Source organism: Microcystis sp. BLCC-F210, from assembly GCF_042134685.1.
Lineage (GTDB): Bacteria > Cyanobacteriota > Cyanobacteriia > Cyanobacteriales > Microcystaceae > Microcystis > Microcystis aeruginosa_D.
This window is the reverse complement of record NZ_CP169647.1, coordinates 4,823,894-4,849,226: the sequence shown is the minus strand read 5'-3', so window position 1 is coordinate 4,849,226 and position 25,333 is coordinate 4,823,894. Positions and strand designations below refer to the sequence as shown.

Here is a 25,333-nt window from a genome sequence, read left to right as displayed (position 1 = left end):
TATGAATTATGAATTATGAATTATGAATTGGGGAGAGGGGAGCAGGGAGAACAAATAAAAATAATCTCCTGTCTCCTGTCTCCTGACTCTTTAAAGATCGCTAAATTGTCGCCACCATTGCTGGAGAGGGTAATAGACGAGGGGAGTCCAGAGACTACTAAGCAGAGCAGAAGTGAGGCCAATGCGTTGATAATCGAACCAAAGATCAGCGAGATTTTTGCCTCCTTGTAGATAGTATTGAAAAGCGATCGCACCATCAGAGATTAAAGTCATAGCAAAGACAATTAAGACCACGGCGATCAATTCTTCTTTAACATAACGTTGTCGGTGTAAACGGGAAGTAAGGAAGCCGATCAGACCAAAAACCATGATATGGGAAGGATAATTAGAGGTTAAACTATCTTGAATAGCGCCGATCGCTAATCCGGCCACCAGACTATCGAAACAAGAGCGATTGAGACTCCAACTAACCAACCAAATCAGTAACCAATTGGGAGCGATGCCTAAAATCTCCATCCCGGGTAGCCGCATTAAGGAAAGAAAGGTACACAGAAGCAGTGAAGCGATAGTGACTAAAATATTCAGTATAAAACGAGAACGGGCTGATAAACGGCTTAATTTCAGCATAATTCCCCCTCTCACTGCTGGGGTTGCGGGTGAACGAACACCCATTCGAGATTGTCCACGGTGGCAGTAAATTCAATTTTGGCGGTAGGGGCGGGATTTTCCTGTAAATTAAGGGAAATTATACGACCGATGGGCAACCCCGGCGAAAAAAGACTACTAAAAGCCGAAGTTGTCACCACATCTCCCGGTTTGACATCGGGAGCTTTTTCAAAAAAGCGCAGGGTGGCGACTTGGGAATCCTGACCTTGAATTAAACCCATGGCCCGACTGCGATTCACCGTTGCTCCGATGCGACTTTGGGAATTACTGATCAATAAAACTTTGCTGGTGTGGGGGGTAACTTCCGTAATCCGTCCCACTAAACCGCCAATTCCCGTCACCGAAGCACCCACTGACACACCATCGGTGCTACCCCGACCGATAATTACCTGTTGCCACCAATCATCGGCGCTGCGGCCAATAATTGGGGCAGAAATCAGGGGTTTTTTCTGGGTTTGATAATAACCAAGCTGTTTTTTTAATTGTTGATTTTGATATTCGACTTCACTTAAACGATTTTGTAATTCTCGCACCCGTTGATCGGCCAGAAGTTGCTCTTGCAGATTAGTTTCCTCTCCCTGAAAAGGACGAGTTAATAAACCATACAATTCTAAAATCGCCCCACTTTGATAGGTGCGAATGTACCAAGCTACCCCCAAAGCGGCAGCGAGCAGAAAAAGTCGCCATCCCTGCTGTGTCCATTTTCGTCGTGCTGAATACATGAGCGATTAAAAACCTCTTGACTGTGTAGAGTGAGAATCCGTGTCTTTTGCCGCTAACCGATCCTAGTGACCTTTAGACATTGCGAGTTGTTTCATTAACGATCCGCTCAAAGAGTTTCTGATTTTTTAACACTTCTCCCGTACCTTTGACCACACAGCGCAGGGGATCTTCAGCGACATGGGTAACGATACCGGTTTCGTGACTGACTAGGCGATCGAGTCCCCGTAATAAAGCACCTCCTCCCGCTAACATGATCCCGCGATCGATAATATCGGCCGCTAATTCGGGGGGAGTTTTTTCTAGGGTACGTTTGATCGCATCAACGATCACGGAAAGTGGTTCATCCATACTTTCCCGCACTTCTTCCGCTTTTATGGTCACGGTGCGGGGTAAACCGGACATAAGATGCAATCCCCGCACTTCCAGAGGAGGAAATTCATCTTCGGGGGAGGGATAAGCTGAACCAAGGCGAATTTTAATATCTTCGGCCGTACGTTCCCCGATAATCAGGTTATGGACTTTTTTTAGATAGGCGATAATTGAGTCCGTCAGTTCATCCCCAGCGACGCGCACCGATTCGCTGATCACAGTTCCATCAAGACTGAGAATGGCCACTTCCGTGGTGCCACCACCGATATCGATGATCATATTTCCCGTCGCTTCCGAGACGGGTAAACCGGCACCCAAGGCTGCGGCAACGGGTTCATCAATTAACCCCACTTCTCGGGAGCCGGCATTTTTGGCCGCATCTACCACCGCGCGTCTTTCTACTCCAGTAATCCCACTGGGAACACCGATTACCATGCGGGGATTGCCAATCGTGCCATCGAGCGCTCGTTTGATGAATTCCGCTAACATGATCTCGCAACTGTAAAAATCGGCGATTACCCCATCGCGCAGGGGTCGCAGCGCGGTGACATGGCCAGGAGTACGACCAAGCATTTTTTTGGCCTCCTCCCCGACAGCGACCGGGTTACGATCTTGATCGATCGCCACTACCGATGGTTCCTCTAAAACGATGCCTTTCCCTGATACATAGACGAGGGTGTTTGCTGTACCCAAGTCTATACCTATGTCCCTTGATAAGCCTAGTCCTCTAAAAAAACCCACTTGTTTTCACTCCTGTTCTGATAACAACGTTGCTATAGCTAGACTTTCGATCGAATCGACTTGGATTTTATTAGGTTTTGTGTCTCAAGTCTAGTTAATTATCGCTTCTTTCTCTCCAGATTTACGCGGGTATTTGCCCTAATTTTCTCCCTAGCCACCGGTCAAGGCTCAGGTTTCAGGCTAAAATGAACATACTATTGTACTAAATTGAGGATTTAAGACCATGAGTGTAAATCTGGTTCATTTGGTGGGACGAGCGGGGAGAGACCCGGAAACCAAGTATTTCGAGTCGGGTAAGGTTTTATGTACTTTAACTTTAGCGGTTAATCGTCGCTCGAAAAATAGCGATCAGCCGGATTGGTTCGATCTGGAAATTTGGGGCAAAACGGCGGAAGTGGCCGCTAATTATGTAAAAAAAGGCGGTTTAATCGGGATTAAAGGGTCTTTAAAAATGGATACTTGGAATGATAAAAACACGGGATTAGCTCGCTCTAAACCGGTGATTCTAGTTGATCAATTAGATTTACTCGGTTCTAAGCGCGATAGTGAGGCTAATTCCGAGCGAGAATTTTAAAGCTTGAGCGGTATTATTTCCCGATTTTGGGTGTGTTAGCCTCTAGTACACACCCTTATTTATTCTCTAGTTGACTGAAAAAATATTGCTGTAAATCTGGTAAAATTTCTCTATAAATAGCTGTATTTATCTCTAGATTCCAGCCGAGAATAGAATTAAAAGGGATAATTTCCACCAGGGAATTACTATAGGTGATCGCTTGTAAAGTCCTGACAAATTCGGGAGTCCAGCGATTTTCTTCTAGGGAAATATTTTGTTTTTTTAACCAGCAGATCAAAGCCGAGCGCCCGATTCCGGGTAAAATATCAGCAGTCAGCAGGGGACTGTACCAACAATTATCTTTCCATCCCCATAAATTGCCAGTGCTAGTTTCTAACCAATTACCGACTCGATCGACTAATATCGCCTCTTTTGCTCCTTTTTTTTGAGCAGTTTGTGACGCTAACCAAGGGGTTAAATAATTACCAGTTTTATGCTCTCCTAAAACGCGTTGCCAAGCGGGATTATCCACTACCCACCCAATAATTCCCCGCTCTTGTCTTATGTTTAAATCTTCGGGGAGGAATCTGCCTTTAATCCACTCCCTGCCATCGGGAAAAATTGTGATTCTCAGGACAGGATAGAATAGGGATAACTCCTCGCATCCTTGACGAATTCGCTGCCAATCGGGATCGGTCCATTGGAAAACTTGTAAACTAGAGTGGAGACGTTTGAGATGTTCTTGCCAATGGGTCAGGGGATGATCTAAGCTGTGTTGATAGACACGCAGGGTAGTAAATATTGTCGCTCCATAAAGCAGCCCGATATCATCAATCCCCAGACTGATTCGCTCATCCTCGATTAATTCGCCATTATACCAATACATGATCCAGTTATCAGTTATTTTAGCCGTCAGCCATCAGCAGTCAGGAGTCAAGGAATGAAAAACAACTACTAAGCTCAAAAGCACACCTCTATTTTGATTCTATCACTTCTGTGGTGATTACTCACATATTTTAAGAGTGTGGGAGAATAAACAAAAATAATCTCCTGATAACTGATAACTAATTATGGATACACCGCGACTACATCCAGATACGATCGAAGAAGTTAAACAAAGAATTGATATTGTGGATCTAATTTCGGAGAGAGTTGTCTTAAAAAAAAGAGGACGGGAATACGTCGGTTTATGTCCTTTTCATGAGGAAAAATCCCCTAGTTTTACGGTTAGTCCTGCCAAACAAATGTATTACTGTTTTGGCTGTGGTGCGGGGGGAAACGGAATTAAATTTCTTATGGAAGTGGGAAAACAATCTTTTAGTGAAGTGGTTTTCGATCTTGCTAGAAGATATCAAATCCCGATTAAAACTCTGGCAGTAGAACAGCGTCAGGAATTAGAACAGAAATTATCCCTCAAGGAACAATTATACGAAATAATGGCCGTGGCGGTGAGTTTTTATCAACACGCCCTTAGTCAACCTCAAGGGGAAAAAGCGTTAGATTATCTCAAGGTACAACGACAATTAACCGCAGAAACTATCACAACTTTTCAACTGGGATATTCTCCAGAGGGTTGGGAAACGCTCTATCGTTATTTGGTGGAGCAAAAGCGCTATCCTGTGGCTTTAGTTGAACAAGCAGGATTAATTAAAGCACGTCAAAATGGTAGTGGTTATTACGATCAATTTCGAGATCGTTTAATGATTCCTATTTTTGATAGTCAAGGACGTGCGATCGCTTTTGGTGGTCGCACTTTAGCTAATCAACAACCAAAGTATCTAAATTCTCCCGATACTCCTCTATTTGAAAAGGGAAAAACTCTCTTTGCTCTCGATCAAGCTAAACAGGCAATTATTCATCAAGATTTAGCGATAGTTGTAGAGGGTTATTTTGATGCAATCGCTCTCCATGCTGCCGGTATTACTAATGTGGTTGCCTGTTTAGGAACAGCTTTAAGTCAAGAGCAAATTAAGCTACTTTTGCGCTACAGTGAAAGTAAACAAATAATCTTTAATTTTGATGCCGATCAAGCGGGAATTAAGGCGACACAAAGGGCAATCGAGGAAATTAACTCCCTAGTTTATTCAGGACAAGTTAACCTAAAAATCCTCAATCTTCCCGATGGTAAAGATGCCGATGAATTTCTTAAATCTCGTACTAACGGGGTTAACGGATTCGACAATCTCATCGCCAGTATTTATCAAGAATTAATTGAAAAATCTCCTTTTTGGATTGATTGGCAAATCTCGCAAATGTTGGTTAATAAAGACTTAAAACAGGGACTACACTTTCAACAAGTAGCCAGTAGTATGGTAAGTTTACTGCAAAAGTTAATCGATGGCAATCAACGCACTTTTTATCTAGATTATTGTGCTGAAATTTTGGCTCAAAAAGATGCTACTCGTTTGCCTTATATTTTAAAAAATCTCTCTAAACAGGTTAATAAACCTCAAGGAAAATCTCCAGCAATTAAGAGGAAAAATATCTTAGATAAATCCGAAAAAAATGGCACAGAAAAAGCCGAATGGTTATTACTATTAATCTATCTCCATTCTCCCGAATATCGGAGGCTTATTTGTGAACTTTTGGATGAAAAAGATTTAATTTTTAATGTCCCTGATTATCGTTGGTTATGGCAAGTAATTTTAGAGTTAGAAACCCAAATTACTAAACCAAGAGATTTGATGTCAGCTTTACAGAATCATTTATTGATGATAACTACAGACAAAAATCGTGATTTTAATTCTTTATTTAACTTAAATGAACATACCAGTCAGGAAATTTTGCAACCAGAAGAACAAATTAAAGATGCTATTATAGCTATGGAAAAAATTAGTTTAATGGAATATCGTCGCTACTGTCAAGAACAATTAATTAATTCCCTCGACAGCAATCAACGGGAATTTTATCAGCAGGAATTCTATCAAACTTCTCAGAAACTAACAGCCCTTGATCCTCACTACCAACAAGCTTAATTCTCTAATTGATTAGAAACTAGACAATTGTTCGGCAATAATAGATACTAACTTATCCACTGCTCCTGCTTGGCCGCGCACTGCCCGCAATTTTTGCCGGATAGCCTCTAATTGTTCGGGATTTTCTAGCCAGGATATAGCTATACTCGCCACTTCTTCTGGTTGTAATTCTCCTAATAATTCCGGAACAATTTCTGCACCGGCCCAAATATTTGGCCAAGCATATAAACGCTTTTTCCGTAACATATAGAGGTTAATTATCTTAGCAAATAAAGAACCCACCCCGGGCAGTTGGGCTAATAAACCGGGTAAACCGTCCCAAGTTCTCATCGCATCTAGTTGCTGAGTCGGTAGTAAAATAATCATCGGGATTGCCAGCGCCCCTAATTCGGCAGTATTAGCACCCACCGTCGTTAAAGCTAAATGACAGCGAGAAAGCTGGTTATGGGCGGGAAAATCGGTAATTAGGTCAACTTTTACCCCTTTAGCTGTTTCTAGATAGGGTTTTTCACCGTTTTTTAATTGGGCAGCACTCCAACCAGTTTTAGTGATCATCGGATTATAGCTAGGATCGGCAAATTTCGCCAAATAAGCTAAATTTAGGGTAGGAGCGACGGGAATTAAGAATTTAGTCTGGGGATACTGCGCGTGTATCTTTTCAGCAATGGCTAAGGTTAGGGGTACACCCTGGGCTAATTTCGAGGGTTTGGAACCGGGGAGGAGTGCAATTAAGGTAGTATCATCAGGAGTGATAGCAGTGGGCAAATCTACCATTAAATCGCCGATAACAGTAAATTTATGCTGATATTGTTGGGGAATATTATTTAATACACTTGTATTCATCACGGCAAAGCGATCGATCCCCCGATACCAACGCGCTTCCCATTCCGCATAGATAACGGTGCGATAACCCAAACGTTTACCGATGGTGAGGGCAAAAAATTGATCGCCCCCTAAAAATAAAACGATGCCCTTGGGGTGCCAATCCCAATTATCGGCGGTTTTTCCCCAGAAAAGAAAATTAAAGAAGTTTTCTGGCGACTGGACTCGATCAACCTCCGGATATTTCCTAACTACTTCCGTTTCCGCCCCCATAGAATGAGTACAAGGGGAAAGAATCACCGAAATCCGCAACCGCGATCGATCTTCTGTTAAGTTTTGTCGCAATCTCTTGACAACTGGACACACCCATGTGGATATTTCTCCAGGGCCATTGGAGAGAATAAGAAGATCAACTGGAGAATCAAACATGATGTGTGGTGAGGTAGGAAGTTTTCCTTTTGGGGAGATAGGAGTCAGGAGTCAGGAGTCAGGAGATAGGAGTCAGGAGATAGGAGTCAGGAGTCAGGAGATAGGAGTCAGGAGATTATTTTTATTTATTCTCCCCGTCTCCCCAATTCATCATTCATAATTCATCATTCATCATTCCCCACAACGCGCAGGAAGTGGTTTTACCGTTGCGGTGTTGCCTACTTGCCATGGAATAAAGAACGAATTGCCTGATGTTTAGGGTGATCAAACTCTGGGAGAACCTTGCGGGTATCGGTAATCAACCAATCCAAGGCGGCTGCTTCTACATCGATCGCCGCGCCGGTTTTATCAACACAATAGCGCCCAAAGACCAACTTATCCACTAAACGGGCCCCTGAACCGAGGCGAGAATATTCAAAAATAACGCTATTATCCACTGTTGCGCCGCCACAAATCCAACAATTCGGGCCAATCATACTCGGACCGACAATTTTCGCCCCGTCTTCAATGCGCGTCATTGCCCCGATATACACAGGTCCAGTGATATCGACTCGATCCCAGTTTACCCCCACATTTAAGCCCGTGTAGATGCCCGGTTTAACTTCGATGCCGGGGATAGCAACATTTTTAATTTTCCGGGATAACACCCCGCGAATTGCCTGCCAGTAGTCGGGGACTTTACCAATATCCACCCATTCAAAATCCATGTTTAAAGCGTAGAAAGGCGCACCTTTAGCGACTAATTGAGGGAATAACTCGCCCCCGATGTCGTATTTACTATTAGGGGGAATAAAATCAATGATTTCTGGTTCAAAAATATAGATACCCGTGTTAATGCAGGTACTCAAAGCTTCATCGATCGCGGGTTTTTCTTGGAAACTGAGAATCCTTCCCTCCTCGTCGCTAACTACCACCCCGTAACTCGATACTTCCTCTCTGGGGACGGTTTTGGTGACGATAGTGGCGATCGCTCCCTTTTCTCGATGCCATTTAACGGCTGCGGTTAAATCTAGATCAATCAGCGCATCACCACAGAGAACCACAAAAGTATCGTCAAAAAAAGGATTAAAATCTTGAATTCGTCGTAAACCGCCCGCCGACCCTAGGGCATCACCGATTAACTCGCCCTCTTCGATTCTACCTTCAAAAGAATAGCCGATATGCACACCAAAACGCTGACCATCGCGGAAATAACTCTCAATTTCTTCGGCTAAATGACTGACATTCACCATGATCTGATCAAAGCCATGCTGTCGCAACAGTTCCAACAAAAACTCCATCACCGGCTTTTGTAAAATCGGGATCAGGGGTTTGGGAATCGTATGGGTAATCGGACGCACGCGAGTTCCTTTGCCTGCCGCCAAAATCATGGCTTTCATCGATATTTATTTCCTTTTGCGATCGAGGTTTGTAGTTAAATCATGCCTAGTGTATCATTATCGGCTCGGAATCAGTGGTTATATATCCTCGTGACCATTAGATCAACCTAGACTTCCTGCCTAATTTTTCCAACAGTCGGCTCTCTCAGGTTTGGTGGGCAAAATGTATTCTAAGATACAGTCCTGCTGGCGGTCACAACGCGCTCGCTACGCGAGACCGCATGGAAGGAACCACAGAGACACAGAGAACACAAAGATCGATCACTACTATATAAGTTAAACTGGTCGCAACGCGCTCGCTACGCGAGATCACACAAAGAATAAGAGAGCCAAATGGTGAGCAAAAATTTGACTACTTGAGATAGTAGAAAGCGATTTCTTTGTCCTTGAGAGGAGCAAAATCGGCGGCTAACAACAGCTGATTTAATTCCTTTTGGGGGATATGTTTGGCCCCGATGCGGACAATTCGCGATCTCATCGTGTTAGAAACCCCGCTTCTTTGTCGTCCTGCTTCCAAACCCATTACCCGGTGATAAAGTTCCAATTTTGCCTGGGGAATTGGGGAACCATCAAAATCAATGCCATTAGCGATCGCCACATCGATGGCATCAGCACCCGTAGTTGTGGTTAAATTATTTTCGGTGGACATAAAGACAATATAAAGGATCGTTGCTATTTTATCAGGCGATCGATATCCGCCGCTATGATCAGGAAAGTAATCTTCATTTCTGTGTAACTATGGCTCAATTGCCGACCTATCAACCAAAACAGTTATCCCTAGGCCCCCTAGAAGCGGAAATTCTTAATATTGTCTGGGAATTAGAAACCGTCAGCGTTAAGGATGTCCACGATCGCATTTTAGCGGATCCAGAACGAGATCTAGCCTATACTTCTGTGACTACGGTACTGCGTCGTTTAACTAATAAAGGCTGGTTAAGTTGTTATAAACAGGGTCGGATTTTCTACTGGAAACCGATGGTTTCTAAGGAACAAGCACAGGCAATTAAAGCCTACGAACAATTACATCGTTTTTTGGCTATTGGTAATGCGGATGTGGTGGCTTCTTTTGCCGATAGTCTCGATACTGCTAGTGTCGAACAATTAAAAGCGATCGCATCTCGTTTAGATACCCTGCGTCAACAACGGAGAGAAGGCTAATGCACGGTTCAATGTTATTACTAGCATTAACTATCGCCATTGGTTTACGTTGGTTTCTGCCTAGCTATCAGCGTCGTTGGCAGACAACGCTATTTTTCTTCCTCTTTCCTCCTTTGCTGCTGTTAATGACAGTTATATCGGTGGTTTGTATGGGCTATCGCGGGCAAATGCTAGGCTATAACTCCAGCTTAATCAGTTACTTTAGCGCCATAATTTGGCTAGTTTTTGCTCTATTTTGTCTGATAAAACTTTCCTATCAAACTTGGCAAACCCATCGGGATTTTAGTAGTTATCCCCTCAAAAAAATCACCACTCAGAAAGCGAGAGTTTTAGCGGTGGATTTTCCCTACAGTGCCAGAGTTGGCTTCTGGAAGTCGGAATTAATTGTAACCGAAGGATTATTAAATCTCTTGGATCAAGAACATTTACAAGCAGTTTTAGCCCACGAACAAGCTCACCAAGAATATCATGACACCTTCTGGTTTTTCTGGTTAGGTTGGCTGCGATCGATGTCTTCTTGGCTGCCCAATAGCGAGAATTTATGGTCAGAATTGGTCTTCTTGCGGGAATTACGCGCCGATAAGTACGCTTCTGGACAAGTGGATTATTTACTATTAGCTGAATCGCTGCTTTTAGTAGCAGAAAAAGTTAACCAAGTAGCGGAAATAAACTTCTCCGATAGTTGCTGTGTTGCTCTGAGTGATAATTCCTTAAATAATCGTTTATTAGAGAGAATCGATGCTTTAGTCGAGTCAGAAAACCCCGAATTTCCCAGATTTAACTATCAAGTCTGGCTATTGCTTTCCCTCTCCCTTGCTCCTTTCCTACTCTTGCCTTTACACTCCTAAAAATGACCCTAGAAGTTGGACAAAAAGCCCCGGAATTTGCCACCCCCAACCAAAGAAGCGAAATTAGCAAATTAGCAGATTTTGCCGGTCAATGGTTGGTATTATATTTTTATCCCAAAGATAACACCCCGGGCTGCACCACAGAAGCGATCGATTTTACCGCTTTGTCACCGCAATTTCAGCAATTAAACGCGGTAATTCTAGGAGTTAGTCCCGATTCAGCCAAGTCCCACTGTCGTTTTATTGAAAAACACAATTTAACTATTCAATTATTGAGCGATACCGAACATCAACTGGCGGAAATTTATCAAGTCTGGGGATTAAAAAAATTTATGGGTAAGGAATATATGGGGATTAAACGATCCACTTTCCTGATCGACCCCCAGGGAAATATTGCCTATATTTGGTCAAATGTCAAGGTAAAAGCCCATTCAGAAGCGGTTTTGAAAAAACTTGAGGAATTGCAGTAGCAAGCCCTCAGTACCCAATATTTGCGGGTATGCAATTGCGCCCTTTCGTGTTAGACTAGAAAAGTTGTCAAAGATCGCACATCTAGGCGATCGGGTGTTTCTAGGAATCTAGAAATCCAGCCCTAGATGGAGGATAAACCCGAAAAGGAGAAAAATATGCCCGTTGTCTCTCTCGCAGAATTGCTAGAGTCTGGGGTTCACTTCGGCCATCAAACCCGCCGTTGGAACCCGAAAATGTCTCAGTACATCTACACTGCTCGAAATGGGGTTCATATCATTGATTTGGTGCAAACCGCCCAATTAATCGAAGAAGCTTACGAATTTGTCCGAGGAGAAGCCGATAGCGGTAAACGCTTTTTATTCATCGGTACGAAGCGGCAAGCAGCAGGAATCATTAAACAGGAAGCTTTACGCAGCGGCAGCCACTTCGTTAACCAACGCTGGTTAGGGGGAATGTTAACCAACTGGGAAACCATTCGCGGCCGGGTAGAAAGACTCAAAGAATTAGAAGAATTAGAAAATAGCGGCGCCCTCGATAAACGACCTAAAAAAGAAGCATCGGTACTGCGTCGGGAATTAGGCAAACTGGAAAAATACCTCGGTGGCATTAAAACCATGCGCCGGCTGCCAGATTTAGTCATCGTAGTGGATCAGCGTCGGGAATATAACGCTATCCAAGAATGTCAAAAATTGGGCATTCCCATCATCTCCCTCTTGGATACTAACTGCGATCCTGACTTAGTAGATGTGCCGATTCCCGCCAACGATGACGCAATTCGCTCAGTTAAACTGATTTTAGGCAAAATTAGCGATGCGATCATCGAAGGTCGTCGCGGTGGTCAAGCGGCGGTGGAAGAATACGAGGAAGACTACGATAATGAAACCGAGTACGAGGAAGAAGGTGATTATTCCCAATACGCCGCCGAATTTGCCAGTGGAGACGACGATAACTAGGAAAAATTAGCTATTGATTGCCGTTAGGTTCGGGGGGAAACTTTCCGGACCTATCGATCGGCAAAACCTGCCCTTCTCGTGGCATGATCAACTATAAGCAGTAGGTTAGGAATTTTATGGCAGAAATTACAGCACAACAGGTTAAAGAACTTAGGGAAAAGACCGGCGCCGGCATGATGGATTGTAAGAAGGCGCTGACGGAAAACGCGGGGGATATAACTAAAGCGATCGAATGGTTGCGTCAAAAAGGGATTACTTCCGCCGAGAAAAAAGCCAGTCGGGTAGCGGCAGAAGGGATGATCGGCAGTTACATCCACACCGGCAGCCGCATCGGTGTTTTAGTAGAAGTGAACTGTGAAACCGATTTTGTTGCCCGTCGCGAGGAGTTCAAAAAATTGGTTAATGACGTGGCGATGCAGATTGCCGCTTGTCCTAACGTCGAATATGTGAAAGTGGCCGATATTCCCGCCGAAATCTCCGTTAAAGAAAAAGAAATTGAGATGGGACGGGACGATTTAGCCAATAAACCCGATAATATCAAAGAAAAAATCGTAGCTGGCCGCATTGAAAAACGTTTGAAAGAACTTTCTCTGCTCGATCAACCCTTTATCCGCGACCAGAACATTAGTATTGAGGAATTGATCAAACAAGCGATCGCCGCTTTGGGAGAAAATATTCAGGTGCGTCGTTTCCAACGCTTTGTACTAGGTGAAGGGATCGAGAAAGAAGAAACGGATTTCGCCGCCGAAGTAGCCGCCCAAATGGGACAAAAACCCCCGGAACCCGTGGCAGCAGCCCCGCAAGTGGAGGAAAAAGCCCCGGAACCGGCAGCGAAGGATAATTCGCCCGCTAAAGGCAAAAAGAAAAAGTAAGTTAAATTAAGAGCAATCTGGTGGGGTGCGAGTTTCGTACCCTTTTTGTCTTCAGGGGAGTGGGGGTACTTAATCAGTTATCAGTAATCAGTCAAAAGAAAAAAGAAATTGGCAACCAAAGCAGATTCCTTTATTGGATTGTTTGGGAACAAAATCCCATTCTTTAGCTACTTATTAAAAACTTTGTAAATAAGATTATCTTATTTGCACTGGTGGTCCCTAGAGGTTGTCGAACGGAAAAAAATGCAGATTCAGGAAAAAATCACCGAAATAGCCGCTAAAACAGCGAAAGCGATCGAACTTTCTCAAAATTATTTACTTTCTACCCAATACTCTGAGGGTTACTGGTGGGCAGAATTGGAATCTAATGTCACCATCACCTCAGAAGCAATTTTACTGCACAAAATCTGGAAAACTGACAAAAATCGCCCCCTAGACAAAGCAGCCACCTATCTGCGTCAGCAACAGTGTCCTAACGGCGCTTGGGAGTTATTTTATGGGGATGGTGGCGATCTTAGCACCACTGTGGAAGCCTACATGGGGCTGCGACTATTGGGAATTCCTGTTAATGATCCTGTTTTAGAAAAAGCTAGAGAATTTATCTTAGCTAAAGGTGGCATCAGCAAAACCCGCATTTTCACCAAAATGCACCTCGCTTTGATTGGTTGTTATGATTGGCAGGGGGTTCCCTCTATCCCCGCTTGGATTATGCTACTGCCGGAAAATTTCCCTTTTACTATCTATGAAATGTCCAGTTGGGCGCGGGGAAGTACGGTTCCTTTATTAATTGTTTTCGACAAAAAACCCGTGTATAAAATGGGTTTTAATCTCGATGAACTCTATACAGAAGGGGTAAATAATGTCAAGTATGAGTTACCAAAAAATAACAATTGGTCAGATGTTTTTCTTTGGTTAGATGGACTGTTTAAATGGGCAGAAAAAACTGATTTAGTTCCCTTCCGTCAAGAAAGTCTGAAAGCGGCGGAAAAATGGGTAATTGAACGACAGGAAGACACGGGGGATTGGGGGGGAATTATCCCGGCGATGTTAAATTCCCTCTTAGCTTTAAAAGCCCTAGGTTATGATGTTGACGATCCGATTGTTGCCCGCGGTTTAAAAGCCGTGGATAATTTTGCCATTGAGACAGATAATACCTATTGTGTACAGCCCTGTGTGTCGCCGGTTTGGGATACCGCTTGGGTAATTCGATCGCTAATTGAATCCGGGCTAAATCCTGCTCATCCAGCTATGATTAAAGCAGGACAATGGTTAATCGATCAACAAATTCTTGATTATGGCGATTGGGCGATTAAAAATAAAATCGGAACTCCCGGCGGTTGGGCTTTTGAATTTGACAATCGCTGGTATCCGGATTTAGACGATTCGGCAGTGGTGGTGATGGCTTTAGAGTTAATTAAAATGCCCGATGAAAATATTAAAAAAGGTGTGATGAAACGGGCAGTTAATTGGATGGCGACTATGCAGTGTAAAGCTGGTGGTTGGGGAGCTTTTGACATCGATAACGATCAAAACTGGCTTAATTCTTTGCCCTATGCCGATCTAAAAGCAATGATCGATCCTAATACGGCTGATGTGACTGCCAGAGTTCTAGAAATGTTAGGCACTTGTGATGTTAACATGGAGGAAAATCGAGTTAAAAAAGCTTTGGATTATCTGGAAAAAGAACAGGAAGCCGATGGTAGTTGGTTTGGTCGTTGGGGTGTAAATTATATTTATGGCACCAGTGGGGCGTTATCTGCATTGGCTTTTCTGGAAGCGAATAAATATCATCATCAATTGCAAAAAGGAGCCAATTGGTTAAGCGGTTGTCAAAATGTTGATGGTGGTTGGGGTGAAACCTGTTTTAGTTACAATAACCCTAAATTTAAAGGACAGGGAAATAGTACCGCTTCCCAAACTGCTTGGGCATTAATCGGTTTATTAGCGGTCGGGAAAGTCACCGGCAATTATCAGCGAGAAGTGATTGAAAAGGGCGTTAACTATCTTCTTGTTACCCAAAAAGAAAATGGTACATGGGATGAAGATTACTTCACCGGTACAGGTTTTCCCTGTCATTTTTACCTGAAATATCATTTCTATCAGCAGTATTTCCCTCTACTGGCTTTGGGGCGTTATCGGGCTTTAATTTAGTCTGTTAATCTATGCGTTAAGACAGGAAATAAGCCTAACTGTCTAACGCATTTTTTGTGACTAACTAGGAAAAAATAAATCAGGAGATATATTTAAAAAATTGGCTAATTTTTGAATGTAGATAGGAGTTAACTCTTGTTGCCCATCAAGAATATCATCCAGGGTTGACTTACTTTCAAAGATAGATAGCAAATCTTGCTTTTGTAGGTTTCTTTCCTCTAATATGAATTTCAACAATTCAATTCCATAAATATCAGGTATTGGCTCTTGATTTTCCTCATACTCATAAATTAAAGACCCTAAAACATTTAGATATTCCCTTTCTTCTACCGTTAATTGGGGTTTGTCTAAAAGGCGATTAATAACCTCCTGCATCATGTCTAAGTCTTCCTCATTGTGAATAGGACGAGGAGGGTATTGCTTTAATAATTCTAAGTATTTATCAGTGGCAAACATAAAGATAACTCTAATTTTATGGTTTAAATAGGGGTGACTGAAGGAGATACAAAATTTTTAGTTAATAATTTATAGTTTTCATAAGTGGGTGGGTGGAATTAAATATAAGATGAACGTTAGGTTGGGCTTCGGCCGTGAGCTTTTGCCGAACGGCTGAAGCATGAAAACCAACACCCGCATGGGTTACGCTACCGCTAACCCATCCTACAAATAATTTTTCCTCCCTACTTATTTGGAGATTCAGAGATTTAGATCAATATTTATTGAACCACGAATCTTTTTTCCATTGGTTTTTATTATATTGAGCATGGGTTAGTACTTTTCTAATGAAAACCTTTTCATGTTGAAAATCAACGTAAGTTATTAGTCGATAGTTGTTGCCGCAAATGTTGAATACTATAAAATTACCCACTAAGTCAGCTGAAGAAAAATCCTGACGAATATCTTGGAAACTTTGCCATTTTGCTTGACTAACTTGCTTGTACCAATAACGTAAACCAGCCTGAGCCTCTGGATGAGTTTCCCAAAAATTTCTTAAGGTGGCTCTTGTAATAATGTGCATAATTTTTTATTAATCTTTTAAGTTTTATTTTCATGACAAATAATCCCCTTGTGTGTTTTGTTCTTGCTTGCTAGTATAGGAAACTGCGAAGCCTCTAGTCAAGTATTTTAATTTCTCTGATAAACCGCATCCACAGGGAAACCCGTAGTTTTGCTTTTTCGGCTACGATCCTTGCATAGCAATACTTTTAAGGCTTAATGGCTTGCCCGTGAAATTCCAGTTATCTAGCTGGTTGCGGTTTATTAATATTTATTAATTAAGTACCTAAGCAAAATTAATTACACATATCTAACCCCCTCTTGCCTTTTGCCTCTTGCCTTTTGCCTATCTTTACTAGGAAATTAATTTTGCACGACTACTTAGCAGAATTTGTAATTAACTATAGCGGTAAGCGCTTGAGTGAGATACAAACCAAGCTTTGCCTAGCATGGTTTATAGCTCGTGACACTGTACCTCATACGACTGCACACCGCTATATTTTAAGTTTTCACAGTAGAGAAATTCGTGATAGCTACATTTCTTGGTCATAACTTTATATTTTTATCCTCTGTCAAGACGCGCTTAAGCGACATAGCGGATAATCTCTACTTCCGCACCTTTGTTAACCGCATCCTCGGCCTTCTGTAAAACCTCCGCAGTGACCGACTCGCTTAGATAATACTCCCCGCAATTCTGACAGATATCGGCGGGGACTTGTTTTAGAATCACGATACAATTATCTCTCTCTAAAGTAACAGTTACGAAACCCGATCGAGTTGTTCCACGCTTACAGATGACACATTCCATATCTTTTATCTCCTTTTTCTAAAATTATCCGTCCATAACTCTCGATCAGGAATATAGGCGGTCACTACATACGCTGTTCTTGTACTCTCATCATAGGATACAACTACATGAAGCGCTCTACCATCAATAAAATCTAAAACTAGATAACTAGGGAACGGTGTATTCTCTAGATTTTCCTCGATAATTTCCCCATAGGCGATCGCTTGTCTGATCTCTCGATCACCGATACGCCTAAAAAACATCTGGCGTATCGCGTGACTAGAAAAGATTAAGTTCTCAAAATTCAAACTCTATCCTCTTTGTTGTTATTAAATAATGTTTGTTTTAATTTTGTTCATCAAGGATGATATAATGTTACCACACATTCAATTATAAATGAGCGTTAAGTTTAAAAATATTTAACCGACCGTTTGCAGGGTGAGCATAACCCACCCCGTCCACCATTAATTACCTAACTCGTATTCTATTTCCTGAATCTTCTCTTTCATCCAGCCGTTAAACAAATCGACACCGATTTGCAAAGCCAACTCCTCGGTTAATTTTGGCTTAAGGATTTCCTCGAAGAAAATCAGGTGGGTGGTGATTCGATAGTAGTGATGGCGCTTAATGCCTTGCTAATTGGGCATTGTAGTCGTGTATAAAATACCAGATAGCCCCGTATGATTATCCATTTTTTTGGAGAACGATAGACTCTGTCTGACCAATCTAGAAATTCTTTGTCGAAGAGTATTGTTTAATCTTTCAATAGGATTAGTTTGACCAGTTTCTTTACCTACTGCTCGATACTGTTGATTCTTCACCATTATACCTCTCCAGAAAAGTTTTTTTAAATAAGCTCTTAGTAAAGGCTTCATCTCTTATTTTGACAATTATTATTATTGGAGAGGTCTATTTAGCAGGGTCAGTCCATTACTTATCTCGTTGGGAAGGGAACCGTTATTAGAACTTGAGGCTTTAAAATCTCCCATACAGAATTTTTTAGATCTAGAGAAGAGCTAATTTCTTGAATTAAGCTGTATGCTGTTGCAGAAATAGGTAGTTCATCTTCGTATAAGATGTCACACAAAGTCTCAATCGCTAATCTCCACTCACCTGCATCAATATAGGAGCGAACAAACTCTATCTGAGTTTCTTGCATCACTTCCTTAGTAAGAAGAATAACTTCATTAAGTTTGCTTTTAATGAGTTTGTAAGATGTTTTGACAAGACGATTTTGCATAATTGAGTTTTCGGGAAGTTTTAGGGGAATTGTTGGGTTTCCTTGCGTCAACCCAACTTACTAGCTAAGTTGCTTGTTTGCCAAATTCAGGAACAACCAGGTTGACTTCCTTCGAGTTGTACCCAAATGCTTCTACCTGAGACTTGATCAAATCAAGAGCATCATAATAAGCAAGGCTTTGTCCTTTATAGAAAGAAGAGTCCTCTCCTTTTATGTCAGCTTCGTTAATTTTTGCGAGGGATTCATTATACTTTTCTTTGAGAAGAAGTGCATGATCTTTGATAAAGTTAACAGATTCTGTATTCATAGTCCTCTCTCCTTGAGTAGGCCTTCTAGTATAGTCTTTTGCTCGTTCTGCCGATTTATGTCACTTTGCCATTTATCGGGAAGAGCTTTTTGCTGTCTAGGATCAAGATTATCAAAATCAGGTATAAATTGTTGGGGAGCTTCAATCTTTTTTTGATGTTCAGAAATTTGCTTGTTTATAGATTCAATTCCTTTTCTGATTTGAGAGTCTGGCTTTTTGGCATATTCGTTATAGAATCCAGAGTGCTTACCCCCTTGTTTTGCAATATTATATGGGTCATTCACATTAGTCACATCATCCACTTCATCAACAGCTTTAGCGGTTTCACCCTCAGCTTTAGCAACATTACTCTCAGCCTTAGCAGCCTCAACCACTTCATTAACAGCTTTAGCCCTTTCCTCCATTTTACCAGCAGCCTTAGCACTATCACCAATTTCTTCACCCACTTTAGCGGCATCACTAACTTTGTTAACAGCCTTAGCAGTATCGCTAATCTCATCAACAGCCTTAGCAGCAGTTCTAGCTCCCTTGCCACCCGGTACAAGATTCAATGCTCTTTGCCACCAAGCCAACTTATCACCAGTTAAAATATCTCTCCCTGTAATTGCCTCAAGTAAGCCTTTCCAATAGCCAATAGGAGAAAAATCAAGCAATAAACTCAACAAAAGAGCAATTAAAGCAGCCGCGAGAGCCGCTAACTTAGATTGCTGATAACAATCTTGAAGTCCACTACAGTTATGAGCCATTGCTGGCTCTGAATAAAAGAGCAGAACTACAGAAAAAACTAATAGGACAAGAGTGCTTTTTTTCATTAGGGATTCCTCTATTCTAATGCTTTTTGTTTTGGGTTAGGCATCAGTAGAGCAAAAATCATAATTCCGACCATTGTAGAAATCACGATTGATATAAAAGAATCACCTCTCCACATTAGTTCGATAATCATTGAAGCCAAAAAATAACTCAACCATGTCGCAGCAATTAGACGCAGTAAAATAGGAAAACGATTAACTATATTTGCCCATCCGATTAACTTTTTAGGTGTACTATCTCGAAGTAACATTACTCCGGTAATAGATAATCCTAGAATGATTGCCTCAAACCAGTTAGATAACATTCCTGAAAGCATTGCAGTAGAACAAATAGCTTTGATAAATACTCCAATTACAGGGGGTAGAGAATTATTAGGCATCTTCCTACTGAGGAGAACCTCTCGAAGTTTTTCCCCTCGCTCCTTTACTTGGGAATCTGATGAACTTTTGAACTCCAAGAAAATTCTCACAGCACCTAATATTCCTGCCAATAAAGCTAACATTTGCCCATTATATTGAAGAGGTTGAATTGCCGCTACCGGTGGTGTAATACCTTGCCATGTATATACCGGACGAATCAATATCGGTACTGCCTGTGTCCAGACAAATACGAGGGTACTTTGTATTAATGCTTGGAGTAATCCCTCTGTGACTAAGCCAATTGTTCCTAAAGTCTTGAGACGAGGAACTGTTTGCAAACGTAACCCTTGACTTGTTAGGGGTATTGATATTAAGAGAATCGATAAAAGAGCATAAGAGAGTAGCAAAGGAATCTGAACGACAAAAAAAGTCTGAAATATATTGCCTATTTTTGGGTGTTGAAACAGAAAAAAATCACCGAAGGCATAACCGACAAGAAGATGGCTTCCAAGTCCAGTTCCAAAACTGCTGATTGCCATCAAAAGTGCCATCACAGCAATCGAAAAGGTAAAAGTTTCCCCAGGAGCAAAATGAAACCAACCTATTAGTAAACCTAACACAAGTGAGATAACAGGGGCATAAGCGGCAACTTTTGACCAGTGTGTCAGGTAGATTCCATCAGCTAGAATAACAGACAGAAATCCAGAAACTCTACTAGCTGCTAGAGGTAAATCACGCCACCAAAAATTAATTAACTTAGTTTCCATAACTTCCCCCAATATTAATTTTTAAGAACCTATTGCAGAATAAACCTAAAACAGAGCCATATACCAAATGTCCAGAAATTGAAACAATAGTAAATTCTTGCATCACCGCTTGTAAGTGAAGCCAAGATGGATAAATACTGAACATAGCAATTTCAAGGCACATTGCCCAGGCAATGCCCCACTTCCAGTTTCGATTACCAAATAAAAAACAGTAGGCTACTGCAAATAAGATTCCATTGAGTAGATGATATAAAATTCCCCAAATTAAGACAGCAGATTCAGAAGAATTAGCACCTATAATTAGCTGTCCAAAGACAGGAATTGCCTTAAATGGATTGAGGGGAATATTGAATGATTTGACAATTAATAGTCTTGATAGATCATAAGCACCTGTAGCAATAACACCGGCGGACATACCAGTTATAGCTTTAGCTCGAATGATCTTACGTTCAGTATGCGAGGAACGTAGCCATTTTGAAACAGCTAAAAACCCAGCAAAAGCTCCTAAATAAATAAGTATCGTTGCCAGAGATGCGTCAGTTATAACTGAAACCACTAAAGCTGCACCACTAGCCATTGAAGCGGCTCCAAGAACAAATTGTGGTTTTAAGTGTATTTGCTGGTTCATTGATGCAACTTTGGTAAATGTTCAGTCCAGTGGGGTGAATTAGCAAAGTGTAAAGTGTAATGGGAGCATCTCATTTATGCAAGTGAGTAATTATACTTGTCCCTAAAACTGGTTTCTAGCAACGCTTTCAAAATAGCTTGACATAAAACCTGATTTAGGGGTTACAAAGGTGAGATGCTCCCAAGTGTAAAAGTGTAATCCACTGACCAGCATTATAAGACAATAGCCATCGATGATTCAATAGGTTATGCTGGCAATTAGTTCGGTAATACAAGATCGGCGATCACACTAATTCGTCAGACAAGAGGTTAAGGTCAGGGGTTATAAAGAACGATCACCATATAAAGCCTCCAAAAATTCTGCTTCAGAAATTGGTCTTGCATTGAACTCTAATTGAGGTGAATATCCATACTTTTTATATTCAAATTCCATGAAAGATTGGGAGACATTCCACTCATTATGGCAAATAGCCCAATATAAACGATAATCGCTAACATAGCTAGGGAAGTTACCAGGAGAAAGATTGAGAATCATTATAAGAGAATTTTGCGATTCTTTTAAGTTATCGTAATCATTAAGAGAATAAGCTATCCAGGGATTATTATTTGAACATTGAACCCATCTTCTCCACTTTCTCTTTACATTATCTTTACTTCCTGATTCGTATATAACTTCATATAATGGTCTTGGAGAGCCATCTAGGAGATCTTTAATATCTTCTCTAAAAAGTCTAATATTAGTAACTAAAACTCCTTCGCTTAATAACCGAGGAATTCCAAACTCAGCTTGGGCAATTTGTTTGTCTAATGAGCGTACATTTTCTGGCGAAGGATTGAATAGGCAGCTATTACCGTTGTTCGGCTTCCAAATTTTGTGATACTCTCGCCATCCCAACTTTTTATAAGTGTCCACATCCCATGTTCTGTGCAATCCACTTATCTTACCTTTACCTATAGACGTAAAGAAATAGGAATCCGTCGCATTGGAACCATAGGCATCGGGTGTTCCGGCTGCTGGTCCATGGGTGATTAATCTACCATTCTCATCGTAAGTACATTGCTGACCTGGCCTTAATGGGTATAAATCGTTCCTTCCTTCCGGTCGATATTCGTCAGGAGCAGCAGAACGATAAAAACCTTTAGCTCCTGGATGATAAGACATTTCAAGTTGACGCTCGGCTGCATTTGATGGTGTCAATGGATAGGATTTTGCGTTAATCTTCCTTTGTTGAATAATCTCGTCTTCAGTACAAGGACAGGCAAAAAGTTTATCTTGCCAACCCGGATAATCTTCTTGTAGTCTGCGTACTACTTCTTCGGGTTGCAAATCTATAGGTTCTTTTTTGGCGATTTGATTGGATATAATGATACTCACAGTTGTGATCACTGGTACTCCGACCAACAAAGATAGAATTAGCTTCGAAGCATGGCTAACTAAAAAGCCTTTAAGATAACTGAACATTGCCAAAATCCTCAATTTTCATAGGTTCGTTACTGCAAGCTAACGGCTGAATTGATCGGCAGGAGATCGCCTCTAATGCTCAATTCAAACCCAAAATATCACATCTGTCCGCTCCAATGATGTGTTATCTATTATCACTCCGTCAGGTGATCGCATAAATCCTTGATCAGCATGGTGTGTTGTTTCCAGTACACAGCTTTTATTTATTCTCCCTCGCAACGCGCACGAAGTGGCCTCCCTATCTCCCCACTAGCCAAAGATAGATAGCAAATCTTGCTTTTGTAGGTTTCTTTCCTCTAATATGAATTTCAACAATTCAATTCCATAAATATCAGGTATTGGCTCTTGATTTTCCTCATACTCATAAATTAAAGACCCTAAAACATTTAGATATTCCCTTTCTTCTACCGTTAATTGGGGTTTGTCTAAAAGGCGATTAATAACCTCCTGCATCATTTCTAAGTCTTCCTCATTGTGAATAGGACGAGGAGGGTATTGCTTTAATAATTCTAAGTATTTATCAGTGGCAAACATAATTTAATAATATCTATGCTCGATCGACTATTGCTTTTAGATACCTCACACCTTAATAATTAAGTATAGAATAGCCAAGTCTCCAAACTACCGCTTAACCAAAACTTCTATTATCCTGATGAGAAACCTCTATTTTCTCTTGCCCGGTACTACTTCTCCCTTTGGTGGGGGTGGACTGTGGGCAGAAATGAAAACCGTCAATTTGGCTAGTCAAATTTGTAGCGCTCAGATTGTGACTTATCGTCAAAAAGAGTTAAATTATCCTTTTTTAGAGGATATACTTGTGAAAATAAGCTCCGATGACAGTATTTTTGTGGTTAGCTGGGGTTTTGATGTTCCTAAATTGGTGACAAGATTGCGATCGCATAATATCATTTATCATGCCCATAGTACAGGTTACGGCTTCCGTTTACCCTCCCAAATACCAATTATCACCGTTAGCCGTAATACTATGGGTTATTGGGGAGAAAAAGCTCCTAATGCTTTGATTTACTATCTTCCTAATCAAATCGGCTCGGAATTTCTCAATTTAGGCTTAGAAAGGGATATCGATGTCCTAGTACAGGGGCGCAAATCCTCAAAGTATCTTCTCAATCGTCTAGTTCCCGCCCTCCGTCCCCACTGTCGCGTTAAGGTTTTAGATAGCTATGTGGAGGATTTAGTGGGATTATTCAATCGCAGTCGGGTTTATCTCTACGATTCGGCTGAATATTGGGCTGTAAACGGTTTAACGGAGGGTTTTGGCTTACCGCCCCTGGAAGCTTTAGCCTGTGGTTGTACGGTATTTTCTAGCGTCAATAGCGCCCTAGCCGATTATCTCGATCCCGGTTTCAATTGTCAAAAAATCGGGGCCTATTCCACTCAATACGATCTGGAACGTATTCTTAATTATGCCCGTAATTTTCCCGTCAATTCTTTACCGGCTAATTTTCTCGATGATTATCATACCGAAAAATTACTACCACGTTTTGAAACAATTTTAAGAGAAATTAATGATTTCTTTGATATTAAAAAACGCTATCCGGCTGATATAGAAGGTTTAGAACCCCTGCGACTTAAAAAATTATGGATGCAGAGTTCTCTGGCTAAACTTAAGAAAAAACTGTTTAAGTAGCAGTAAGCTTTCCTTAATTATTCGCCAATTCAAAAATAAAACGCACCAACTTTAAGAATTGACAGAGAAAGACTGATCAGCTATTCAGTTATCAGTTATCAGTTATCAGTTATCAGTTATCAGTGATCAGTTATCAGTGAACAGGGATATCGGGAGAAAAAAGCGTTCGACAAAAGCTCACGCCGAAGTCTGATGGCTGACTCCCCAAAAGGAAAACTTTCTACTTCACCATTAAGATAACTGCTATATAATTATTTCTAACTCTTACCCCGAGGATATTTATGAAGCGAGGGATTTACATTACCGCTAACGATCGAGTTATTGAGCAAGCGATCGCATTAATGAATAGTATTCGTTTGTACGATCCCGATTCTCCTGTCATCTTGATTCCCTACGACAATAATTATCAAAAAATTGCCGATTTATTAGCAGAAAAATATGGCGTTATTCTCTATCCCGATCTGCAATTAGTGGAAGAATTAGCACAAAAAATCTATGATATTTTCGGAGAAAAATTCTTTGCTCGTCCCAATCAATTTCGCAAGCAGGTGTGTTGGTTTGGAGAACTAGATCAATTTCTTTATATCGATACCGATATCGTAGTTTTTGAAAAAATAATAGATAATCTAAATTTCCTCGATACCTACGATTTTCTCTGCTGTGATTACCAACACAAAAAAGGGATTACTGATGTCTTTAATCCGATTGTTTTAGAACAGGGAATCTTCACAGAAAATGATCTAACCGGGATGTTTAACGGTGGTTTTTGGGCTAGTAAAAAGAATCTGTTCTCAGAACAGGAATTATATGGTGCTTTTCAAGAATGTGCCGCTCATCCAGAATATTTTGATTTTTCTCAAAAAACCTCCGATCAACCGATTATTAATTATACCATTCTCAAACGAGTTCCCAATCGATTTAATATTATCCGCGCCCCGGGTTGTCAAGCGGGAAATTGGGCGGGAAGTTCTCATTTTCAACCTCAGGGGAATATCTTAATCGATCCGAGATTAAATCAGCCCTTAAAATATTTACATTGGGCAGGAATTCGTATTGAACCGGGATGTCCTTACTGGGATATCTGGAAATATTATCGTTATCTAGATGATCCTAATCCCCCCGCAGATCCGCCAGCAAGTAAACCCAAAAATCCGTTGCAGAGATTATTAGATAAAATCAAATTATAGGTTTTATTTTTGGTGCATCTCCTATTTGTGACT

General features: G+C 41.2%; 27 protein-coding genes and 2 pseudogenes. 10 read left to right on the top strand and 19 right to left on the bottom strand.

Translation table 11 applies throughout. From position 1 onward, the window contains the following. Window positions 1-90 precede the first annotated feature (90 nt). The 3 genes from mreD to ACE3JL_RS23635 form a co-directional block, all read right to left on the bottom strand. Window positions 91-672: a rod shape-determining protein MreD gene (mreD, locus tag ACE3JL_RS23645; protein ID WP_375328525.1), complete on the bottom strand. Its 582-nt coding sequence runs from the start codon at window positions 670-672 to the stop codon at window positions 91-93. Further along, on the bottom strand, window positions 639-1,388 hold the full coding sequence (mreC, locus tag ACE3JL_RS23640; protein ID WP_271989383.1) for a rod shape-determining protein MreC: 750 nt from the start codon (window positions 1,386-1,388) through the stop codon (window positions 639-641). The genes mreD and mreC overlap by 34 nt, the downstream gene beginning before the upstream one ends. A gap of 73 nt (window positions 1,389-1,461) precedes the next feature. Next, window positions 1,462-2,499, bottom strand: coding sequence for a rod shape-determining protein (locus ACE3JL_RS23635; protein WP_002751082.1), 1,038 nt, complete (start codon window positions 2,497-2,499; stop codon window positions 1,462-1,464). 223 nt (window positions 2,500-2,722) lie between these two features. On the opposite strand from ACE3JL_RS23635, the gene ACE3JL_RS23630 reads away from it, so the two are divergent. Then, the gene (locus ACE3JL_RS23630) at window positions 2,723-3,073 is read left to right on the top strand and encodes a single-stranded DNA-binding protein (protein WP_002731888.1); all 351 of its coding nucleotides are present in this window, start codon (window positions 2,723-2,725) and stop codon (window positions 3,071-3,073) included. A 55-nt stretch (window positions 3,074-3,128) separates the two neighbouring features. Here the strand turns inward: ACE3JL_RS23630 and ACE3JL_RS23625 are convergent, their stop codons facing one another. Further along, a complete protein-coding gene (locus ACE3JL_RS23625) occupies window positions 3,129-3,938 on the bottom strand; it encodes an aminotransferase class IV (protein WP_375328524.1) in 810 nt (269 codons plus the stop codon). 184 nt (window positions 3,939-4,122) lie between these two features. Between ACE3JL_RS23625 and dnaG the strand changes: the two genes are divergently transcribed. Then, window positions 4,123-6,027: a DNA primase gene (gene dnaG, locus ACE3JL_RS23620; protein WP_375328523.1), complete on the top strand. Its 1,905-nt coding sequence runs from the start codon at window positions 4,123-4,125 to the stop codon at window positions 6,025-6,027. 12 nt (window positions 6,028-6,039) lie between these two features. Here the strand turns inward: dnaG and ACE3JL_RS23615 are convergent, their stop codons facing one another. From ACE3JL_RS23615 to ACE3JL_RS23605, 3 genes are all read right to left on the bottom strand, one after another. Further along, a complete protein-coding gene (locus tag ACE3JL_RS23615) occupies window positions 6,040-7,278 on the bottom strand; it encodes a lipid-A-disaccharide synthase (protein ID WP_375328522.1) in 1,239 nt (412 codons plus the stop codon). A gap of 218 nt (window positions 7,279-7,496) precedes the next feature. Next, entirely contained in the window at window positions 7,497-8,657 is a 1,161-nt protein-coding gene (locus ACE3JL_RS23610) for an NDP-sugar synthase (RefSeq protein WP_271989379.1), read from the bottom strand. A 352-nt stretch (window positions 8,658-9,009) separates the two neighbouring features. Then, window positions 9,010-9,306 carry a DUF4090 family protein gene (locus tag ACE3JL_RS23605; RefSeq protein ID WP_375328521.1) on the bottom strand — a complete coding sequence of 99 codons (297 nt, stop codon included), beginning with the start codon at window positions 9,304-9,306 and terminating at the stop codon, window positions 9,010-9,012. A 20-nt stretch (window positions 9,307-9,326) separates the two neighbouring features. Between ACE3JL_RS23605 and ACE3JL_RS23600 the strand changes: the two genes are divergently transcribed. From ACE3JL_RS23600 to shc, 6 genes are all read left to right on the top strand, one after another. Further along, the gene (locus ACE3JL_RS23600) at window positions 9,327-9,815 is read left to right on the top strand and encodes a BlaI/MecI/CopY family transcriptional regulator (RefSeq protein WP_375328520.1); all 489 of its coding nucleotides are present in this window, start codon (window positions 9,327-9,329) and stop codon (window positions 9,813-9,815) included. Further along, on the top strand, window positions 9,815-10,663 hold the full coding sequence (locus tag ACE3JL_RS23595) for a M56 family metallopeptidase (RefSeq protein WP_375328519.1): 849 nt from the start codon (window positions 9,815-9,817) through the stop codon (window positions 10,661-10,663). Before ACE3JL_RS23600 ends, ACE3JL_RS23595 begins: the two co-directional genes overlap by 1 nt. Window positions 10,664-10,665: 2 nt before the next feature. Continuing rightward, window positions 10,666-11,133, top strand: coding sequence for a thioredoxin-dependent thiol peroxidase (gene bcp / locus ACE3JL_RS23590; protein ID WP_271989375.1), 468 nt, complete (start codon window positions 10,666-10,668; stop codon window positions 11,131-11,133). Between the two features lie 156 nt (window positions 11,134-11,289). Continuing rightward, a complete protein-coding gene (rpsB, locus tag ACE3JL_RS23585) occupies window positions 11,290-12,087 on the top strand; it encodes a 30S ribosomal protein S2 (RefSeq protein WP_044034024.1) in 798 nt (265 codons plus the stop codon). Between the two features lie 116 nt (window positions 12,088-12,203). Beyond that, on the top strand, window positions 12,204-12,959 hold the full coding sequence (gene tsf / locus ACE3JL_RS23580; protein ID WP_375328518.1) for a translation elongation factor Ts: 756 nt from the start codon (window positions 12,204-12,206) through the stop codon (window positions 12,957-12,959). Window positions 12,960-13,202: 243 nt separating this feature from the next. Next, window positions 13,203-15,110 carry a squalene--hopene cyclase gene (gene shc / locus ACE3JL_RS23575; RefSeq protein ID WP_375329652.1) on the top strand — a complete coding sequence of 636 codons (1,908 nt, stop codon included), beginning with the start codon at window positions 13,203-13,205 and terminating at the stop codon, window positions 15,108-15,110. Between the two features lie 60 nt (window positions 15,111-15,170). On the opposite strand, the gene ACE3JL_RS23570 is transcribed toward shc, so the two are convergent. The 12 genes and pseudogenes from ACE3JL_RS23570 to ACE3JL_RS23515 all read right to left on the bottom strand — a co-directional run. Beyond that, complete coding sequence (locus tag ACE3JL_RS23570) at window positions 15,171-15,566, bottom strand: type II toxin-antitoxin system HigA family antitoxin (protein WP_375328517.1); 396 nt, start codon at window positions 15,564-15,566, stop codon at window positions 15,171-15,173. A gap of 253 nt (window positions 15,567-15,819) precedes the next feature. Then, the gene (locus ACE3JL_RS23565; RefSeq protein ID WP_272078266.1) at window positions 15,820-16,128 is read right to left on the bottom strand and encodes a type II toxin-antitoxin system HigB family toxin; all 309 of its coding nucleotides are present in this window, start codon (window positions 16,126-16,128) and stop codon (window positions 15,820-15,822) included. A 561-nt stretch (window positions 16,129-16,689) separates the two neighbouring features. After that, complete coding sequence (locus ACE3JL_RS23560) at window positions 16,690-16,914, bottom strand: type II toxin-antitoxin system MqsA family antitoxin (RefSeq protein ID WP_272078265.1); 225 nt, start codon at window positions 16,912-16,914, stop codon at window positions 16,690-16,692. 5 nt (window positions 16,915-16,919) lie between these two features. Further along, window positions 16,920-17,201: a DUF4258 domain-containing protein gene (locus ACE3JL_RS23555; RefSeq protein WP_375328516.1), complete on the bottom strand. Its 282-nt coding sequence runs from the start codon at window positions 17,199-17,201 to the stop codon at window positions 16,920-16,922. 316 nt (window positions 17,202-17,517) lie between these two features. Then, window positions 17,518-17,693, bottom strand: a pseudogene (locus ACE3JL_RS23550) (IS1 family transposase); the annotation flags it as partial. A gap of 134 nt (window positions 17,694-17,827) precedes the next feature. After that, complete coding sequence (locus ACE3JL_RS23545) at window positions 17,828-18,133, bottom strand: MafI family immunity protein (RefSeq protein ID WP_375328515.1); 306 nt, start codon at window positions 18,131-18,133, stop codon at window positions 17,828-17,830. 64 nt (window positions 18,134-18,197) lie between these two features. After that, entirely contained in the window at window positions 18,198-18,440 is a 243-nt protein-coding gene (locus ACE3JL_RS23540; RefSeq protein ID WP_002749544.1) for a hypothetical protein, read from the bottom strand. Continuing rightward, the gene (locus ACE3JL_RS23535; RefSeq protein WP_375328514.1) at window positions 18,437-19,252 is read right to left on the bottom strand and encodes a pre-toxin TG domain-containing protein; all 816 of its coding nucleotides are present in this window, start codon (window positions 19,250-19,252) and stop codon (window positions 18,437-18,439) included. The genes ACE3JL_RS23540 and ACE3JL_RS23535 overlap by 4 nt, the downstream gene beginning before the upstream one ends. 11 nt (window positions 19,253-19,263) lie before the next feature. Beyond that, entirely contained in the window at window positions 19,264-20,376 is a 1,113-nt protein-coding gene (locus ACE3JL_RS23530) for a hypothetical protein (RefSeq protein ID WP_272078260.1), read from the bottom strand. Next, complete coding sequence (locus ACE3JL_RS23525; protein WP_375328513.1) at window positions 20,366-21,004, bottom strand: DUF6789 family protein; 639 nt, start codon at window positions 21,002-21,004, stop codon at window positions 20,366-20,368. Before ACE3JL_RS23525 ends, ACE3JL_RS23530 begins: the two co-directional genes overlap by 11 nt. A 321-nt stretch (window positions 21,005-21,325) precedes the next feature. Next, window positions 21,326-22,465, bottom strand: a complete 1,140-nt coding sequence (locus ACE3JL_RS23520) for a hypothetical protein (RefSeq protein WP_375328512.1) — start codon at window positions 22,463-22,465, stop codon at window positions 21,326-21,328. A 255-nt stretch (window positions 22,466-22,720) separates the two neighbouring features. Further along, a pseudogene (locus tag ACE3JL_RS23515) lies at window positions 22,721-22,999 on the bottom strand (type II toxin-antitoxin system HigA family antitoxin); the annotation flags it as partial. 118 nt (window positions 23,000-23,117) lie between these two features. On the opposite strand from ACE3JL_RS23515, the gene ACE3JL_RS23510 reads away from it, so the two are divergent. Continuing rightward, window positions 23,118-24,113, top strand: a complete 996-nt coding sequence (locus ACE3JL_RS23510; protein WP_271992752.1) for a glycosyltransferase — start codon at window positions 23,118-23,120, stop codon at window positions 24,111-24,113. Between the two features lie 281 nt (window positions 24,114-24,394). Next, window positions 24,395-25,300 carry an Npun_R2821/Npun_R2822 family protein gene (locus ACE3JL_RS23505; protein ID WP_271992750.1) on the top strand — a complete coding sequence of 302 codons (906 nt, stop codon included), beginning with the start codon at window positions 24,395-24,397 and terminating at the stop codon, window positions 25,298-25,300. Window positions 25,301-25,333: the final 33 nt, after the last annotated feature.